Source organism: endosymbiont of unidentified scaly snail isolate Monju (genome assembly GCF_000801295.1).
Lineage (GTDB): Bacteria > Pseudomonadota > Gammaproteobacteria > Chromatiales > Chromatiaceae > MONJU.
The window spans coordinates 1,577,807-1,595,472 of the sequence record NZ_AP012978.1 but is presented as its reverse complement, the minus strand read 5'-3'; the positions used below and the strand labels follow the sequence as shown (position 1 = coordinate 1,595,472).

Below are 17,666 nucleotides of genomic sequence, written 5' to 3'. Positions count from 1 at the left end.
AACGGTACCTTCTGCGACCCCGAAGGGGGCATGCGATAATGCGCCGCATGCCCGCCAAGGATAAATCTCGCTGGCGCGGTTTCTGGCGCCGTATCCCGCTGCCGGCTGCCGCGCTGGTGCTGGGTCTGGCCGTGGGTGTCCTGGCCTGGGTGGTGATCGATCGCCAGCAGAGCGCGGCGCTCAGCGAGATCTTCGAAGGGGTGCTCGACAACCAGTTGCACCAGCTGGCGCGTGAATCCCTGATCCGTTTCGAGGAACACCGCCGCAGTTACGTGTTCCTGGCCCGCCTGCTGGCCAATCACCGGCGCATGGCTGCCTACCTGGATTCCCTGGTCAGCCCCGATCAACAGGGCGTGCGGCGTGTGTATCACGGGCACCGCCCGCCCTGGCTGCCGCGAGAACGCATCATCTCTGACGTGGCCCAGCCGAGTCACATGTTGCTGATGGACACCAAAGGACGGGTGCGCGAGGCCTATTTCGCCACCGAGCAGCCGCTGCCGCAGGCGTTCAGCTACGAGTCGGCGAACTACCTGGCGACCAGCGAACAGCGCGCCCTGCTCACCCTGGTCGATGGCGAACCCTACCTGGTGGTGTCCGAACCCATCCAGGACGCCGAGCACGTCGTCAACGGATCGCTGGTGCTGCTGGTGCCGCTGGACAGCGCCTTCCTGGCGGCCTCGCAGCAGTCCGCGGTCTCGGAACGTGCCATTACCGCGGTGATGGATGCCGATGCCCAGGTCATCCTCTCGAGCAGCAACCCGCTGGAGGTCGAGGCCGGCACCCCGGTGGACGCCCTGCGCCCGGACTATGTGCTGACCACCCAGTCCTTCTTCGATTACGACGATTCCGATCTCAACATGCTGTTTGGCACCCTGGTGCCGCGCGCCCTGTACCGCGAGACCGGGCAGGCCATTCTCGACCTGGAACGGCGCCAGCGTGCCATCGGGGCGGCGGTCATCGTCGGCCTGTTCGTGTTGCTGTTCGTCTTCCTGTCGAGCCGGATCAATCACTCCTTGCGGAGGCTCCAGGACTTCGCGCAACGTGCGCTGGGCGGACGACTGGCACCGCTGAACCGTTCGGGCAACCGCTTGATCCAGCTCGAGGACCGCATTCACGACGTGATCGAACTGGTACTCAAGGCGCGCGAGGAGACCCGCTCGCGGCACGAGCACGAACTGCGCCAGCTCGAGGCCCTGCGTATCGGCGTCATGGAGGCTTCGGTGGACGCCATCGTCACGGTGGATGCCGATGGCAAGATCATCGATTTCAACCCCACCGCCCAGCAGGTGTTCGGGCGCACCCTGGAGCAGGCCAGCGGGCGTCAGCTGGCCAGCCTGGTGTTCGACGAGCCCTCGGGGCAGTATTTCCAGTGCCTCATCATGCGCCTGCGCGAGTCGCCCGAGCAGATCAGCTCTTCCATCCAGGTCGAGCTGACCACGGTCGATGGCGAGGAAGAACGGCGCGCCACGGAGGTGGTCATCAAGCCGATCGAGCTGGACCAGCGCCTGCTGTTCACCGTGTATCTGCGCGACATCTCCGAGCGCAAGCAGCGCGAGGCCGAGATCCGCGCCCTGGCGGCCTTTCCAGAAGAGAGCCCCATCCCCATCCTGCGGGTCAACAGTCGCGGGGTCATCACCTATGCCAATGCCCCCAGCGAGGCCCTGCTCGACTACTGGCAGTGCCGACCCCTGCAGACCCTGCCCGTGTACTGGCGCGAGCAGGTCGAACGGGTGCTGGCGACCGGGCGCACCCAGGAGACCGAGATCGTCACCGAGCAGGGCATCTATTCCTTGCTGCTCACGCCTGTCACCGGCCTGGGTTATGTCAACATCTACGCCCGCGACATCACCGCCCAGCGCCGCGCCGAAGACGCCCTGCAGCAGCGCCAGGACGAGCTGGTGCACGTGGCGCGCTTGAGCACCATGGGTGAGATGTCCACCGGCATTGCCCACGAACTGAACCAGCCCCTGTCGGCGATCGCCAATTTTGCCAACGGCTGCGCGCGGCGGTTGCGCCTGGACGTGGGAGGCAAGGAGGAGCTGCTCTCGGCGCTGTCGCAGATCGCCAGCCAGGCCAATCGCGCGGCCGAGATCATCAAGCGCTTGCGCAGCCTGGTCACCCGCCAGTACCGGGTACGCCGCGAGGTCGATCTCAATCACCTGGTGACCGAGGTCTGCGCCTTGCTGGTGCACGATCTGCGCAAGCAGCAGCTCACCGTGGAGACGCGCCTGCACCCGGGGCCCTTGATGGTGTACGTGGACTCGGTACAGATCGAGCAGGCGCTGATCAACCTGGTGCGCAATGCGCTGGATGCCATGAAGTCGGTGGCCCCGCTGGAGCGCAGGCTGGTGATCCGCACCACCCTCGGATCTTCAGGCACTGCCCGGGTCGCGGTGCGCGACAGGGGCACCGGCATTGCACCGGAGGACATGGAGCACCTGTTCGATGCCTTCTTCACCACCAAGGAGACCGGAATGGGCATGGGGCTGGCCATCACCCAGACGATCATCGAGGATCACCATGGTAAGATCCTTGCCGAATCCTGCCCGGGCGAGGGCAGCACCTTCACCATCGAATTACCCCTGTTCGTGGACACGCCGGAGAGTCTCGCATCATGAACAGCACAGTGCGCGCCGAACCCGTGGTATGGGTCGTGGACGACGACGAGGCCATGCGTTCCTCGCTCAAATGGCTCATCGAATCGGTGGGCATGCGGGTCGAGAGCTTCGACTCGGCCGACGCCTTTCTGCGCGACCACTACCCCGGGCGCTTCGGCTGCCTGCTGCTGGATGTGCGCATGCCAGGCATGAGCGGGCTAGACCTGCTCGAGTACCTGGAAAGGGAACAGATGATGCCGCCGACCATCATCATCACCGGGCATGGCGATGTCCCCATGGCAGTGCGCGCCATGAAGGCCGGCGCAGTGGACTTCATCGAGAAGCCCTTCAATGACGAGACCCTGCTGGACGCCATCCGTCACGCCCTGGCCAAGGAAGAGGAACGCCGGGTCACCAGCGCCCAGGTGGCGGAATACGCCGAGCGGGTGGAGCATCTCACCCCGCGCGAGCTGGAGGTGATGAAGATGGTCACCGACGGGCGCTCCAACAAGGAGATCGCCAACGCCCTGGGGGTGTCGGCCAAGACCATCGAGGCGCATCGTGCGCGGGTGATGGAAAAGATGCACGCCCGCTCGCTGGCCGAGCTGGTGCGCATGGTGATCGCGGTGGAGCAGCGCTGGCCGTTGTGAGCCGAATGTTCGCGGCGGGGACGCCGCTCCCACGGATGATGTAGGAGGCCCGTCCCCGGGGCGAACATTCCCCCCTCGGGATTACAGGGGTTGCAGCTCGGGGACCGGGGTGTCGTTCTTCGCTTCCACCTTGTGATACAGGTCGTACAGCGCGGCCTGCAGGGCCTCTTCCATCACCGGGTGATAGAAGGGCATCTGCAGCATCTCACCCACGGTCATCTCTTTCTGGATGCACCAGGCCAGCAGGTGGCCCAGGTGTTCGCCGCGTACGCAGATCATCTCCGCGCCCAGCATGCGCCCGCTGGACTTGTCGGCGTAGACGCGGATCAGGCCGCGGTTGTTGGCCAGGATGAGCGCGCGCCCCACCGGCGGGACGGCCATCTGGCCGATTGCGGTGGTCTCGGGATCGAGTTCGCTGAAACGCGCACCCACCTGCACGATGTTGGGGTCGGAGAATACGATGTTCAGCGGCGTCTTGCGGCGGAAGGCGGTGATGCCCTCGTGGGCCGCGTTGTGGCCCGCGATGCGGCCCTCGTCGCCGGCCTCGTGCAGCAGTGGCCGCTCGGCATCGGCGTCGCCGGCGATGAAGATCGGCAGGTCGCCGACCTGCATGGTATGCCGGTCGAACACCGGCACCCCGCGCTCGTCCACCGGGATGCCGGCCGCCGCCAGGTTCAGGCGATCCACGTTGGGCTGGCGACCGAGGCAGGCGAACACCTTGTCCACCACCACGCTGCGTTCGCCCGCGGTGACGCGGATGCGTCCGTCTTCGGCGCGCGACAGCTCGGCCGGCGTGCCCAGCCACAGGGGCATCTGCTTGCCGACGATCTCGATGGCCTGTTTCGCCACCTCGGGGTCGCTGAGGCCGCCGACGGTCTGCGCCATGTCGATGCCGGTCACCTCCACGCCCAGTCGCTGCATGGCCTGGCCCAGCTCCAGGCCGATCACGCCCAGGCCGATCACCGCGCAGGACGACGGCAGGGTCTCCTGCTCGAAGAAGTTGTCGGTGGTGATGATGTCGTCGGCGAACTCCGCCCAGGCCTCGGGCACGATGGGACGCGAGCCGGTGGCGATCACGATGGCACCGGCGCGGATACGCTGGCCGTCGTCGGTCTCCAGCAGGTCGGGTTCGACGAAATGCGCGTACTGCTCGATCAGCAGTCCTTCCGGGAAGTTGTCGGAGCTGTTCGACAGCACCCGGTCCACGAAGGTGTCACGCAGGTCGCGCACGTATTCCATGACCTCGGGCAGATCGACCCGCAGGTGCTCGCCCCCCTCGATGCCGAGGCGCGAATACAGTTCGCGGCGGTGGAAGTCCTCGGCGACCTGGATGATGGCCTTCGAGGGCATGCAGCCGACGCGGGCGCAGGTAGTGCCCAGCTCGCCGCCGTCGATGACCACCACCGACTTGCCGGTGGGACGGACCTTGCCCAGGGTGTAGAGGCCGGCGCTGCCCAGCCCGATGATGGCGACATCTACCTGACGTTCTTCTGCTGACACGGTGGACTCCTGGTATTCTGGTGAGTTGTCGAGACGGCGGGATTCTAGCAGCCTGTCGGACTTGACGCTGTCCGGCTGCAAATCCGCGGATAGCGATCAACTGAGCTTGTCGAATTCGTCAAATAGGCCGGCTATTTTCCTCACTCGAACAAGCTCATTTGATCCGCTCCCGCGAATTTTCGTTTCGAACGGTCAAGTCCGACAGGCCGCTAGCAGACGCTACCCAGCCGCCCGGGGTTGAGGATGCCGGCCGGGTCGAAACGTTCCTTGATCCGCCGGTGCAGCATGACCAGGCTCGGCGAGAGCACCTGGAAGGGGGCGGTCTCGCCCTCGCCGCGGCGGAAGATCTCGGCATGGCCGTCGTACGCCGCGACCTGTTCACGAATCGCCTCGGCCGGGTGGTCGGTGAACACCTAGCGCTGGGCGCCCGCCCAGTCGAGCAGGCTGTCGCGCTCGCAGGCCAGGCGTGGCGTGGCGGGTGCCAGCGACAGGCGCCAGAGGGTCTGTCCCTGGCGCTCGAAGAAGTCGAGCCGCTGGTCGCGCAGGCGTTCCCAGAAGGTGTTGCCCGGTGCCAGTACCTCGCCACCGATGCGCCGCGCCCAGGCGTCCACGCTGGCGAGGGCGCCGGACAGGCGCAGGTACAGGCGCAGGTACAGGCGGCCGTCGAGATGACAGGCGCCGCTCAGCGGGCAGGGTTGGCGGGCAAGTTCACGCAGGCGTGCCAGCGCGGCTTCGCGCGGCAGCTCCAGCAGCAGGGTACGGGTTTCGACCGGTGCGGGCAGCACCTTGAGCGAGATCTCGAGCAGCACCCCCAGGGTGCCCAGGCTGCCGGCCATCAGGCGCGAGACATCGTAGCCCGCGACATTCTTCATCACCTGCCCGCCGAAGCGGAGCACCTGGCCGCGGCCGTCGAGCAGGCGCACGCCCAGTACCAGGTCGCGTGGCGCGCCGCCCCAGGGTCGACGCGGGCCAGCCAGGCCGCTGGCGACCGCACCGCCGAGGGTGCCACGGCCATCGAAGCGCGGCGCCTCGAAGGCCAGCACCTGGCCCTTTTCGGCGAGCAGGGCCTCGATCTCGGCCAGCGGGGTGCCGGCACGCGCGGTGAGCACCAGCTCGGTCGGCTCGTAGTCCACGATGCCGCGGTGTGCCGACAGGTCCAGGGGCTCGCCGTCCACGGGTTCGCCGTAGAAGGCCTTGCTGTCGTGGCCGCGGATGCGCAGGGCGGTGCCGGCGTGCCCGGCCTCGCGCACCTGCTCGCGCAGCGCGTCGGTCAGGTCGTCTGTCATCAGAAGCGCTCCAGGTGCGGAAAGCGCAGGTCGCCGGCCTTGACGTGCATGGCGCCGAACTCCGCGCAGCGATTGAGGGTGGGGATGGCCTTGCCCGGGTTGAGCAGGCTGTGCGGATCGAAGGCGGCCTTGATGGCATGGAACAGCTGCAGCTCCTCGGGCGGGAACTGGGCGCACATCTGGTTGATCTTCTCCATCCCCACGCCGTGTTCGCCGGTGATGGTGCCGCCGACCTCCACGCACAGTTCGAGGATCTTGCCGCCGAATTCCTCGGCGCGTTCGAGTTCACCCGGCGCGTTGCCATCGTAGAGGATCAGCGGGTGCAGATTGCCGTCCCCGGCGTGGAAGACGTTGGCCGCGCGCAGGCCATATTCCTCGGACAGGGCGGCGATCTCGCGCAGCACCCGCGCCAGGTGCTTGCGCGGGATGGTGCCGTCCATGCAGTAATAGTCGGGCGAGATGCGGCCGGCCGCGGGGAAGGCGGCCGCATCGGTCGGGTAGCCGGCGTGCACGAAGTCCTCGGCGGCGCGCAGCGAGGCCTGGCCCATCATCTCCAGCCCGGCCGGCAGGATGCCCTCGGCGATCAGGTCAGCCACCGCCTGGCCGGCCTGTTCCACGTCGTCGAAGGCGGCCAGCGCCACCTGGGCGCGCTGGGGAATGGGCAGCAACTTTACGGTCACTTCGACCACGATGCCGAGCATGCCCTCCGAGCCGGTGAGCAGGGCGAGCAGGTCGTAGCCGGGGCTGTCCAGTCCGCTGCCGCCGATACGCAGGCGTTCGCCCTCGACGGTGACGATCTCCAGCGCCAGCAGGTTGTTCACCGTGAGCCCGTATTTCAGGCAGTGCACGCCGCCGGCGTTCTCGGCCACATTGCCGCCGATGGTGCAGGCGATCTGCGAGGAAGGATCGGGCGCGTAGTAGAGGCCGTACGGACGCACCGCTTCGCTGATGGCGAGATTGCGCACACCGGGCTGCACGCGGGCACAGAGATTGTCCGGATCGACCTCGAGGATACGATTGAGTCGCGACAGGCCGAGCAGCACGGCATCCTCGCGCGGCAGGGCGCCGCCGGACAGTCCGGTACCGGCGCCGCGCGCGATGACGGGCACCTTCTCCTCGTGGCAGATGCGCATCACCGCCTGCACCTGTTCGATATCGCCCGGCAGCGCCACGAGCAGCGGCAGATGCCGGTAGGCGGACAGGCCGTCGCACTCGTAGGGACGACGTTCTTCCTCGCGAACCAGCACGAAGGCCGGGTCCAGATGTTGGCGCAGCCGCGCGGCCAGGCGCTGGCGCAGGGTGTCGAGATCAGTGTCTTGCATGGCGTGATTGTCGCAGAATACGAAAAAGGTAAAACCCCTGGAGATCTCACCATGCCCGAGCACAGCACCCTGTTCCTGGTCTCCGACCGTACCGGGATCACCGTCGAGAGCCTGGTTCGCACCCTGCTGACGCAGTTCGACCAGGCGCCGGTGCAACGCGTGGTGCGGCCCTTCTGCGACGATGCGGACAAGATCGCACGGGTAGAGGCCGAGATCGACGCGGCCGCCGAGGCCGACGGTCGGCCGCCGTTGGTGTATTCCAGTCTGGTGGACCTGGACCTGCGAGCGCGCCTCAAGCGCTCGCGTGGCCGGGTGTTCGACATCTTCGACCTGTTCCTGCCCGCGCTCAGCGAGGCTTTGCACCAGCCGAGCATCGAGCACGTGGGACTGGCGCACGGCATCGCCGACTACAAGGACTACGACCAGCGCGTGGAGGCGGTGAACTTTGCGCTGGCCTACGACGACGGGGCGCGCCTGCGCGGGCTGGAGGAGGCCGACCTGATCCTGGTCGGGGTCTCGCGCTGCGGCAAGACGCCGACCTGCCTGTACCTGGCCATGCAGTACAAGGTGAGGGCCGCCAACTTTCCGCTCACCGAAGACGATTTTCTCGAGGGGCGCCTGCCCGAGCCCTTGCGGCCGCACCGCGAGCGTCTGTATGGCCTGATCATTTCGCCGGAACGCCTGCACCAGATCCGCGAGGAGCGCCGGCCCGGCTCGACCTACGCCAGCCTGGCCCAATGCCGGCGCGAGCTGAGTGCCGCCGAGGCGCTCTACCGGGCCGAGCGCATCCCCTTCATCGACAGCACCAATCTCTCGATCGAGGAACTGGCGATCGAGATCATGCAGCAGGTGGGGATGGAGCGCCCCTGGTGACTCAGCTGGCGAAGCGGTTGCGCAGGGTGCCGATGTCGTCGATGGCGACCTCGATGGTCTGGCCGGGCTGCATCACCGCTGCGCCGAGCGAGGTGCCGCAGGCGATCAGGTCGCCCGGGTAGAGAGGGATCTCGCGCGCGATGCGATAGACGATCTCGCGGGGCGAGAAGATCATGTCGGTCACCGGGTAGTCCTGCAGGGTCTCGCCATCCAGCACGGCGCGCACGCGCAGCGTGTCGGGTTCGATGCCGGTGGCGACGAAGGGTCCGATCGGGCCGAAGCCGGGAAAGCTCTTGGCACGGCACCACTGGCCGAAGGCCGGGTCCTCGAACAGGGGCTCGGGAGCGGTCACGTCGTTGACGCAGGTGTAGCCGAAGATGACCTGGTCGATCTCTTCGCGCGCCGGCCGGAAGCAGCGCTTGCCGATGACGATGCCCAGCTCGGCCTCGAACTTGACCTTGCCGGTGGACCCCGGCGGGGGTGTGATCGGTTCCTCATGCGCCGAGAGGCTGCCGGGCAGCTTGACGAAATACAGGGGAAAGGACGGCATCCGCGTGCCCTCGGCGGCCATGCGTTCGTGGAAGTTGTTCCACAGGTCGAGGAACTGGCGGGGCTGGACCGGCGGCAGGCAGGCGACCTCGGAGCGGTCGACCGTGCGGCCGAGGTCCTTGGTCGGGCCGAACAGCTCACCGCGAAACAGGCGCAGGCGGTCGCCTTCGGGTTGCGCGAGCCAGTCGCGGTGATCAAAACGGACGCGGCACCAGTAGTGGGTCAGTAGTGGGTCAGTAGTGGGTCAGTAGTGGGTCAGTAGTGGGTCAGTAGTGGGTCAGTAGTGGGTCATGGAATCCCCCTGTTTTTCTTGTGTTGGGAATAAAAATTCTAACCCAGTTGCCGGGTGAATGACAGTTTGCCCCAGGGACGGGCTGCTTACAGGCAGGAGCGACGTCCTCGCCGCGAACCCTCGGCCCGGGGACGGGCCTCCCACAGGTAGGAGCGACGTCCTCGTCGCGAACATCCGGCCCGGGAACAGGCCTCCAGCAAGCCACCACGAAAGCACGGTCTGTGCTGAAATAGCGCCATCCTCATCAATCCACGGAAGACCCATGAACATCCAGGAGATCCGCACCAACCCCTTCGACGACCAGAAGCCCGGCACCTCGGGCCTGCGCAAGCGTGTGACCGCCTTCCAGCAGCCGCGCTACCTGGAGAACTTCGTGCAATCGGTGTTCGACACCCAGGAAACGCTGGCCGGTGGCACCCTGGTGCTCGGCGGTGACGGGCGCTACTACAACCGCCAGGCGATCCAGGTCATCCTGCGCATGGCCGCGGCCAACGGGGTGGCGCGCTGCCTGGTTGGCCAGGGCGGTCTGCTCTCGACCCCGGCGGCCTCCTGCGTCATCCGCAAGCACGGTGCCGCCGGCGGGCTGATCCTCTCGGCCAGCCACAACCCCGGCGGGCCGGATGGCGACTTCGGCATCAAGTTCAACATCGCCAACGGGGGGGCCGCCCCCGAAGCCGTCACCGAGGCCATCTACCGTCGCAGCCGCGAGATCGAGCGCTATCGCATCCTGGCCGCCGACGACATCGACCTCGAACGGATCGGCGAAACCCGGCTGGGCGAGATGCAGGTGACCATCATCGACCCGGTGGCCGACTATGCCGAGTTGATCGAGACCCAGTTCGACTTCGATGCCATCGCCGAACTGCTGGGCGGCGGCTTCCGCATGGCCTTCGACGCCATGCACGCGGTCACCGGCCCCTATGCCCGGCGTATCCTGGAGGAGCGCCTGGGCGCGCCCGAAGGCACGGTACGCAACGGCGAACCGCTGGAAGACTTCGGCGGCGGCCATCCCGATCCGAACCTGGCGCATGCCGCCGAGCTGGTGGCCCTGACCCGTGGCCCGAACGGACTGGATTTCGCCGCCGCCTCCGATGGCGACGGCGACCGCAACATGATCCTGGGCCGCGACTGCTTCGTCACTCCCAGCGACAGCCTGGCCATCCTCACCGCCAACCATATGGTGTTCCCGGCCTGGCGGGATGGCATTCCCGGCGTGGCGCGTTCCATGCCCACCAGCCGCGCCACCGACGTGGTGGCCGAACGGCTTGGCATCCCCTGCTACGAGACGCCCACCGGCTGGAAGTTCTTCGGCAACCTGCTCGATGCCGGGCGCATCGCCTTCTGTGGCGAGGAGAGCTTCGGTACCGGCTCGGCCCACGTGCGCGAGAAGGACGGCCTGTGGGCGGTGCTGGCCTGGCTCAACCTGCTGGCGGTCGAGCGCCGCCCGGTGGCCGAGGTCCTGCGCGACCACTGGCGGCGCTTCGGCCGCCACTACTACACACGCCACGACTACGAGGGCATCGACAGCGCCGCTGCCCAGACCCTGATGGAACAACTGCGCCGCCTGATGCACGGTCTGGAGGGCGAATGCTACGGCACGCACCAGGTCGGCCACACTGATGACTTCCGCTATGTCGATCCGATAGACGGCTCGGTGAGCGAGCACCAGGGCATCCGCTTCCTGTTCGAGGACGGATCACGCATTGTCTACCGGCTCTCGGGCACCGGCACCGTGGGCGCCACCCTGCGTGTCTACATCGAGCGCCACGAGACCCGGCCCGAACGGCTCGAGGACGATACCCAGCAGGCGCTGGCCGACCTGATCCGCGCCTCGCAGGCGATTGCCGACATTGCGTACCACACCGGGCGCGAAGCGCCGGACGTGGTGACCTGAGTCAGGTTCCTTCCCGGCAAGGGATTCAAAAATAATTCGCGACGAGGACGTCGCTCCTACCGTAGGAGGCCCGTCTTCGGGCCGAAGGTTCGCGGCGGGGACGCCGCTCCCACATGGCCTGCAGGAGGCCCGTCCTCGGGCCGAATGTTTGCGGCAGGGTCCCCGGAAATGGCGAATTCAGCCCTCGTCCAGGGCGGCCTTCAGGCGGTACAGCAGGTCCAGTGCCTCGCGCGGGCTGAGCGCATCGGGGTCGGCCGCCTCGAGCAGGCGCAGCGCCTCCGGTGTCGTCGGCTCGGGGGGCGGCGGGGCAGCGTCGAACAGGCCGAGCTGGGCACTGCCGGCCTCGTTCTGGCGCGCGGCTTGGCGCTCGAGCTGTTCGAGCCGGGCGCGCGCCTCGCGGATCACGTGCCGCGGCACCCCGGCCAGTGCGGCAACCTGCAGGCCGTAGCTCTGGTTGGCGGGTCCGTCCTTGACCGCGTGCAGGAAGACGATGCGCTCGCCGTGTTCCACTGCATCGAGGTGCACATTGGCGATGCCGGGGTGCTCCTCGGGCAGGTTGGTCAACTCGAAGTAGTGGGTGGCGAACAGGGTGAAGGCACGGATGCGGGTGGCCAGCTCCACCGCGCAGGCCCAGGCCAGCGAGAGGCCGTCGAAGGTGCTGGTGCCACGCCCGATCTCGTCCATCAACACCAGCGAGTGCTCGGTGGCGTTGTTGAGGATGTTGGCGGTCTCTTCCATTTCGACCATGAAGGTCGAACGTCCCCCGGCGAGGTCGTCGGAGGCGCCGATGCGCGAGAACACGCGGTCGACAGGACCGATGCGCGCGCTGCGCGCGGGCACGAAGCCGCCGGCCCAGGCGAGGATCACGATCAGCGCGATCTGGCGCATGAAGGTGGACTTGCCGCCCATGTTGGGGCCGGTGATCACCAGCATGCGCCGATCGCCGTCGAGGTGCGCGTCGTTGGCCACGAAGGGCTGATCCGAGACCTGTTCGACCACCGGGTGGCGTCCGCCCTCGATGTGCAGTCCCGGCGTATCGTCGAACTGCGGGCGCACCAGGTCCAGCCGCCGGGCCTGCGCGGCCAGGCTGGCGAGCACGTCGAGCGCGGCCAGGCCGCCGGCGCAGGCCTGCAGGGGAGCGAGCAGGTCCTGCAGGGCCTGGATCAGCGCCTCGTAGAGCGCCTTCTCGCGGGCCAGGGCGCGTTCGCGTGCCGAGAGCACCCGGTCTTCGAACTGCTTGAGTTCGGGGGTGATGAAGCGCTCGGCGCCCTTCAGCGTCTGCCGCCGCACGTAGTCGTCGGGCGCCTCGGCGGCGCGCGCCTTGCTGATCTCGATGTAGTAGCCGTGTACCCGGTTGTAGCCGACCTTGAGGGTGTCGATGCCTGTGCGCTCGCGCTCGCGGGTCTCGAGATCGAGCAGGAACTGGTCGGCGTTGCTCGACAGCGCGCGCAGCTCGTCGAGTTCGGCGTCGTAGCCCTTGGCCAGCACGCCGCCGTCGCGCAGCACCACCGGCGGGTTCTCGACGATGGCGCTCACCAGCAGGGCATGGGTGTCGGGGTGTTCGCCGATCTCGCCGGCCAGCTCGCGCAACAGCGGATCATCCAGCCCGGCCAGCCGCTGTTGCAGGGCCGGCAGCTGGCCGAGCGAGTCGCGCAACACCGCCAGGTCGCGCGGCCGTGCCGTGCCCAGCGCCACCCGGGCGAGGATGCGCTCGATATCGCCCACGCCGGCGAGCAGACCGGCGATCTTGTCCATTGCGTCCTGGGCAAGCAGGCAGTCGATGGCCGCGTGCCGTGCCTCGACGGTGGCGCGGTCGCGCAGTGGGCGGTTGATCCAGCGTCGCAGCAGGCGGCTGCCCATGGCGGTGGCGCAGTCGTCGAGCAGGCCCGCCAGCGAGTGCCGCCTGTTGCCGGAGACGGCCTGGTCCAGTTCGAGGTTGCGACGGGTTGCCGCATCGATGATCAGCGCCTCGTCGTGGCGCTCCAGGCGGATGCTGGTGAGATGGGGCAGGGCGCTCTGCTGGGTCTCGTGCAGGTACTGCAGCAGAGCACCGGCGGCGCACACCGCCAGCGGGTGTTCATGCAGGCCGAAGCCGGCCAGGTCCTGTACCTGGAACTGGCGGCAGAGCAGGTGCTCGGCGGTCTCGTGATCGAAATGCCATTCCGGGCGGCGAGTGATGCCGCCAGCATCGCCCGACGGCGCATTGGCGTTCTCGGCGAGCAGCAGCTCGGCCGGGCGCAGGCGTTCCAGCTCGGCGCGCAGCGCGGCCTCGTCGTCCAGCTCGGTCACCGCGAAGCGCCCGCCGGTCAGGTCCAGCCAGGCCAGGGCACAGCGTTCGCCCTCGCAGTAAAGGGCGGCGAGCAGGTTGTCGCGGCGCTCGTCCATCAACGCCTCGTCGGACACCGTGCCGGGGGTGACGATGCGCACCACCCTGCGCTCCACCGGCCCCTTGCGGGTCGCCGGGTCGCCGATCTGCTCGCAGATCGCCACCGATTCGCCCAGTTTCACCAGCTTGGCCAGGTAGCTCTCGGCGGCGTGGTAGGGCACCCCGGCCATGGGGATCGGTTGCCCGCCCGACTTGCCGCGCTGGGTGAGGGTGATGTCCAGCAGGCGCGCGGCCTTCTCGGCGTCCTCGTAGAACAGTTCGTAGAAGTCGCCCATGCGGTAGAACACCAGGCGATGCGGGTGCTCGGCCTTGATGCGCAGGTATTGCTGCATCACGGGGGTGTGTTGCGCCTTGGTCTTGCTCATGCGGGAAGGGGATGCGCAAGTCGTGATCTGTGGTGGTCGGAAATGGCCTGCTCAGCCGAGGTCGTAGTGTTTCTCGACGTCCTCGAGGATCTCCCACACGCACTTCATGCCGGCGGGGAAGGTGATCAGGTCGCCGCGCCGGAACTCCTGCGGCTCGCCGCCTTCGGGCGTGACCCGGAAGCGGCCCTTGAGGATGTAGCAGGTCTCGCGGTCGGCATAGGTCCAGTCGAAGGTACTGACCTCCTTGCGCCAGATCGGCCAGTCGTACACCCCCAGTACCTCGAGCTTGGGGGGGGAGGGATTGCGCTCGAGCCGGATCTCGTTGTCGGACATGGTGGTGATTCCGTTGGTCGATGAAAGGGATGCCGGATTCTAACCCGTCCGGAGGGCTCCTGCGCCTTCGCCCCAACCCTCTTTCCGGCGGGGGAGGGTCGCCGAGGGGGCGGAAGGGGCATGCTGCGCGAAACCGCGAGCACTCCCGAAAGCCGGTCCGCCTGGCCTGGCGTCTGTGATAAAACAGGGCCATGAACACCATCGAAGCCGATTTTTCCGCACTGGTGGCCGAGGTGGCCGAAGGGCTGATCGCGCGCGAGGCCCTGCTGGTCACCGCCGAGTCCTGTACCGGGGGCTGGATCGCCAAGGTGTGTACCGACCGGTCCGGTTCCAGCGCCTGGTTCGATCGCGGTTTCGTCACCTACAGCAATGCCGCCAAGCAGGAGCTGCTGGGGGTGCCCGAGGCGTTGATCGCGCAGCACGGCGCGGTCAGCCGGCCGGTGGTCGAGGCCATGGCGGCCGGCGCCCTGACACGCAGCGCGGCGCGTTACAGCATCGCGGTGAGCGGGATCGCCGGACCGGGCGGGGGCACGCCGGACAAGCCTGTCGGCACGGTCTGGCTGGCCTGGGGAACGCCCGCGGGCGTGTCGACCGTGTGCGCGCATTTCCCCGGCGACCGCGAGCAGGTGCGCGCCGCCTCCGTGGCCGCGGCCCTGCGCGGGCTGCTCGAACGCCTGTGAGCCGCCGCCTGTTCTTCGCCCTGTGGCCGGACGAGGCGCTGCGTCGTCGGCTGGCCGACTGGCAGCAGACGCACCTGCCGCCGGGCGTGCAGCCGACCCACCCGGCCGATCTGCATCTCACCCTGCATTTCCTGGGGCAGGTCGAGGAGGGGCGACTGGGCGCGCTGCGCGAGTTGGGTGATCGCCTGGCGGGGGAGGCCTTTGCGTTGTGTCTGGATCATCTCGGGCATTGGCCCGGGCCGCGCTGGGCTTCGCGCTCGACCCGCGGCCCTGGCAGCCGCACGTGACGCTGGCGCGCAAGGTGGCGCGTCCTCCTGGCGATCTGCCCTTTGCAGCGCTCGACTGGTCGGTACGTGAATGGGCGTTGCTGGAGTCCCGCCCCGGTGCGCGGCCGCTGTATCATCCCCTGGCGCGCTGGCGCGCTGGCGCCTGCCGACGCCTGGCCGATAGGGGGGGCATCGGCAAAAAAGTCTGGAAAACAAAAAGAGAACAAACTACACTGCACACACATTTCGTGGACAACGACTCGGGGAGAGCCTGATGGACGAAAATCGCAAGAAGGCGCTGGCCGCCGCGCTGGCACAGATCGAAAAGCAGTTCGGCAAGGGTTCGGTGATGCGCATGGGCGACGGCAGTGCGGTGCGCAACATCGACGTGGTCTCCACCGGCTCGCTGAGCCTCGATGCCGCGCTCGGCATCGGAGGCCTGCCGCGCGGCCGCATCATCGAGATCTACGGCCCCGAGTCCTCGGGCAAGACCACGCTCACCCTGCACTGCATCGCCGAGGCCCAGAAGGCCGGCGGCACCTGCGCCTTCGTCGATGCCGAGCACGCGCTCGACCCCTCCTATGCCGAAAAGCTCGGCGTGGACACCGACGAGCTGCTGGTCTCCCAGCCCGACACCGGCGAGCAGGCCCTGGAGATCACCGACATGCTGGTGCGCTCCGGCGCGGTGGGCCTGATCGTGGTCGACTCGGTCGCTGCGCTCACCCCCAAGGCCGAGATCGAGGGCGAGATGGGCGACTCGCATGTCGGTCTGCAGGCGCGCCTCATGTCGCAGGCGTTGCGCAAGCTCACCGCCAACATCAAGAAGTCCAACGCCATCGTCATCTTCATCAACCAGATCCGCATGAAGATCGGCGTCATGTTCGGCAGCCCCGAGACCACCACCGGCGGCAACGCCCTCAAGTTCTACTCGTCGGTGCGCCTGGACATCCGCCGTATCGGTTCCATCAAGAAGGGCGACGAGGTGGTCGGCAACGAGACCCGCGTCAAGGTGGTCAAGAACAAGGTCGCGCCGCCCTTCAAGCAGGCCACCTTCGAGATCCTCTACGGCGAGGGTATCTCGCGCGAGGGCGAGATCATCGAGCTGGGTGTGGCCATGGGGCTCATCGAGAAATCCGGTGCCTGGTACAGCCATGGCGGCAACCGCATCGGCCAGGGGCGCGAGAACGTGCGCAACTTCCTCAAGGAAAACCCCGAGATCGCGCAGTCCATCGAGGCCCAGATCCGCGAGGCCCTGTTCCCCAAGGCCGAGGGCAGCGAAGAGAGCGCCGAGGCTCCGGCCGAGGACTGATCGGCCATGCGCGCGGAAGGCGAACTGCCCTTCGGTGAAGACGAGGAGGTGGCCGACCCCGCGTCGGAGATCGAGGCGGCGGCCGTCCGCCTGCTCGCCGGCCGCGAGCACAGCCGGCACGAACTGGCGAACAAGCTGGGCCGGCGCTTCGACCGCGAAACGGTCGAGGCGGTGCTCGACGAACTGGTCGAGCGCGGCCTGGTCTCCGACGATCGCTTCACCGAGCACTATGTCGCCAGCCGCATGCGCAAGGGCTTCGGCCCGCTGCGCATCCGCGCCGAACTGCGCGAGCGCGGCATCGACGGGGATCTGATCGAAGCCTGGCTGGACCTGGGAGACGATACCTGGCGCGAACACCTGCACGAGGTGGCCAGGGGACGTTTCGGGGATGAACGTCCCGCCGACCGGCGCGCCCAGGCGAAACAGGCGCGCTTTCTGCAATACCGGGGCTTTCCCGAATCCCTGATCCGCGACTACCTGTGGGGAAGCGCCTGACCCGGCGCCTTCCCTTCTGTTTCTCCTAGCGTTGCGGCGGAATAATTCGCGACGAGGACGTCGCTCCTACCGCAGGAGGCCCGTCCCCGGGCCGAACGACCACAGCAGGAACGTCGTGCCAACCTTGTAGGAGGCCCGTCCTCGGGCCGAACGGTCACAGCGGGAACGCCCTGCCAACCCTGTAGGAGGCCCGTCCTCGTGCCGAACGGTCACAGCGGGAACGCCCTGCCAACCCTATAGGAGGCCCGTCCCCGGGCCGAACGGTCACAGCGGGAACGTCGTGCCAACCCTGTAGGAGGCCCGTCCCCGGGCCGAACGGCCACAGCGGGGACGCCCTGCCAACCTTGTAGGAGGCCCGTCCCCGGGCCGAACGGTCACAGCGGGAACGTCGTGCCAACCCTGTAGGAGGCCCGTCCCCGGGCCGAACGGCCACAGCGGGAACGTCGTGCCAACCTTGTAGGAGACCCGTCCTCGGGCCGAACATTCGCTAATCCAGCCAGCGCACCAGGTAATAGATGCGCTGCGACTCCGACGACACCGAAGGGCCATACACGATCGCCGGGTGCAGATTGCGCTTCGCATCCGCACCTTCGCGGGCGTCCGCCTCGCTCTCGCACACCTGCACGCAGGCCTCCGGGTAGCGCTTGCGGTTCTTGCGCGGGGTCTTGATCAGCGCCCAGCGCTCGGCCAGGGCGGTGGATTCGGGATCGACGATGACGTGTGGCATGGGTAGATTCTAATACCAGGCAGGGCAGGGGAGCCATAAAGGACGCGAAGGGCGCAACGACACTCCGTAACCAGCTCCTCCCCCGCGAGCGGGGGAGGCTGGGAGGGGGCCATAGCCATATGGGATAGCAGCGCCCGAAACC

The 17,666-nt window shown here is 67.7% G+C and carries 17 protein-coding genes; 9 read left to right on the top strand and 8 right to left on the bottom strand.

Going from position 1 to position 17,666, the window contains the following annotated elements:
* Nucleotides 1–47 precede the first annotated feature (47 nt).
* Entirely contained in the window at nt 48–2,618 is a 2,571-nt protein-coding gene (locus tag EBS_RS07655; RefSeq protein WP_052199625.1) for an ATP-binding protein, read from the top strand.
* Nucleotides 2,615–3,247, top strand: coding sequence for a response regulator transcription factor (locus EBS_RS07650; RefSeq protein WP_043108080.1), 633 nt, complete (start codon nt 2,615–2,617; stop codon nt 3,245–3,247). Before EBS_RS07655 ends, EBS_RS07650 begins: the two co-directional genes overlap by 4 nt.
* An 81-nt stretch (nt 3,248–3,328) precedes the next feature.
* Here EBS_RS07650 and EBS_RS07645 read toward each other — a convergent pair whose 3' ends face one another.
* From EBS_RS07645 to EBS_RS07635, 4 genes are all read right to left on the bottom strand, one after another.
* Complete coding sequence (locus EBS_RS07645; RefSeq protein ID WP_043109469.1) at nt 3,329–4,747, bottom strand: dihydrolipoyl dehydrogenase; 1,419 nt, start codon at nt 4,745–4,747, stop codon at nt 3,329–3,331.
* 209 nt (nt 4,748–4,956) lie between these two features.
* The gene (locus tag EBS_RS14865; protein ID WP_331711219.1) at nt 4,957–5,160 is read right to left on the bottom strand and encodes an FAD-linked oxidase C-terminal domain-containing protein; all 204 of its coding nucleotides are present in this window, start codon (nt 5,158–5,160) and stop codon (nt 4,957–4,959) included.
* Nucleotides 5,161–6,033, bottom strand: coding sequence for a glycolate oxidase subunit GlcE (glcE, locus tag EBS_RS07640; RefSeq protein WP_331711218.1), 873 nt, complete (start codon nt 6,031–6,033; stop codon nt 5,161–5,163).
* Nucleotides 6,033–7,355 carry an FAD-linked oxidase C-terminal domain-containing protein gene (locus EBS_RS07635; RefSeq protein ID WP_043108079.1) on the bottom strand — a complete coding sequence of 441 codons (1,323 nt, stop codon included), beginning with the start codon at nt 7,353–7,355 and terminating at the stop codon, nt 6,033–6,035. The genes glcE and EBS_RS07635 overlap by 1 nt, the downstream gene beginning before the upstream one ends.
* 51 nt (nt 7,356–7,406) lie before the next feature.
* Here EBS_RS07635 and EBS_RS07630 point away from each other — a divergent pair, with 51 nt between their 5' ends.
* A complete protein-coding gene (locus EBS_RS07630; RefSeq protein ID WP_043108078.1) occupies nt 7,407–8,228 on the top strand; it encodes a pyruvate, water dikinase regulatory protein in 822 nt (273 codons plus the stop codon).
* A gap of 1 nt (nt 8,229) precedes the next feature.
* Here the strand turns inward: EBS_RS07630 and EBS_RS07625 are convergent, their stop codons facing one another.
* Entirely contained in the window at nt 8,230–8,799 is a 570-nt protein-coding gene (locus EBS_RS07625; RefSeq protein WP_052199405.1) for a fumarylacetoacetate hydrolase family protein, read from the bottom strand.
* A gap of 6 nt (nt 8,800–8,805) precedes the next feature.
* On the opposite strand from EBS_RS07625, the gene EBS_RS13655 reads away from it, so the two are divergent.
* On the top strand, nt 8,806–9,006 hold the full coding sequence (locus EBS_RS13655; protein WP_052199404.1) for a hypothetical protein: 201 nt from the start codon (nt 8,806–8,808) through the stop codon (nt 9,004–9,006).
* Between the two features lie 325 nt (nt 9,007–9,331).
* Nucleotides 9,332–10,963: an alpha-D-glucose phosphate-specific phosphoglucomutase gene (locus EBS_RS07620; RefSeq protein ID WP_043108075.1), complete on the top strand. Its 1,632-nt coding sequence runs from the start codon at nt 9,332–9,334 to the stop codon at nt 10,961–10,963.
* A 177-nt stretch (nt 10,964–11,140) separates the two neighbouring features.
* On the opposite strand, the gene mutS is transcribed toward EBS_RS07620, so the two are convergent.
* Nucleotides 11,141–13,714 carry a DNA mismatch repair protein MutS gene (mutS, locus tag EBS_RS07615; RefSeq protein ID WP_043108074.1) on the bottom strand — a complete coding sequence of 858 codons (2,574 nt, stop codon included), beginning with the start codon at nt 13,712–13,714 and terminating at the stop codon, nt 11,141–11,143.
* A gap of 51 nt (nt 13,715–13,765) precedes the next feature.
* A complete protein-coding gene (locus EBS_RS07610; protein ID WP_043108073.1) occupies nt 13,766–14,047 on the bottom strand; it encodes a cupin domain-containing protein in 282 nt (93 codons plus the stop codon).
* A 191-nt stretch (nt 14,048–14,238) separates the two neighbouring features.
* Between EBS_RS07610 and EBS_RS07605 the strand changes: the two genes are divergently transcribed.
* From EBS_RS07605 to EBS_RS07590, 4 genes are all read left to right on the top strand, one after another.
* Nucleotides 14,239–14,727, top strand: a complete 489-nt coding sequence (locus EBS_RS07605; protein WP_043108072.1) for a CinA family protein — start codon at nt 14,239–14,241, stop codon at nt 14,725–14,727.
* On the top strand, nt 14,724–15,014 hold the full coding sequence (locus EBS_RS07600) for a 2'-5' RNA ligase family protein (RefSeq protein ID WP_052199403.1): 291 nt from the start codon (nt 14,724–14,726) through the stop codon (nt 15,012–15,014). The genes EBS_RS07605 and EBS_RS07600 overlap by 4 nt, the downstream gene beginning before the upstream one ends.
* Nucleotides 15,015–15,267: 253 nt before the next feature.
* The gene (gene recA, locus EBS_RS07595; RefSeq protein ID WP_043108071.1) at nt 15,268–16,302 is read left to right on the top strand and encodes a recombinase RecA; all 1,035 of its coding nucleotides are present in this window, start codon (nt 15,268–15,270) and stop codon (nt 16,300–16,302) included.
* Between the two features lie 6 nt (nt 16,303–16,308).
* Complete coding sequence (locus EBS_RS07590; protein WP_081999880.1) at nt 16,309–16,797, top strand: regulatory protein RecX; 489 nt, start codon at nt 16,309–16,311, stop codon at nt 16,795–16,797.
* 487 nt (nt 16,798–17,284) lie between these two features.
* On the opposite strand, the gene EBS_RS07585 is transcribed toward EBS_RS07590, so the two are convergent.
* Nucleotides 17,285–17,524: a hypothetical protein gene (locus EBS_RS07585; protein ID WP_043108069.1), complete on the bottom strand. Its 240-nt coding sequence runs from the start codon at nt 17,522–17,524 to the stop codon at nt 17,285–17,287.
* Nucleotides 17,525–17,666 lie beyond the last annotated feature (142 nt).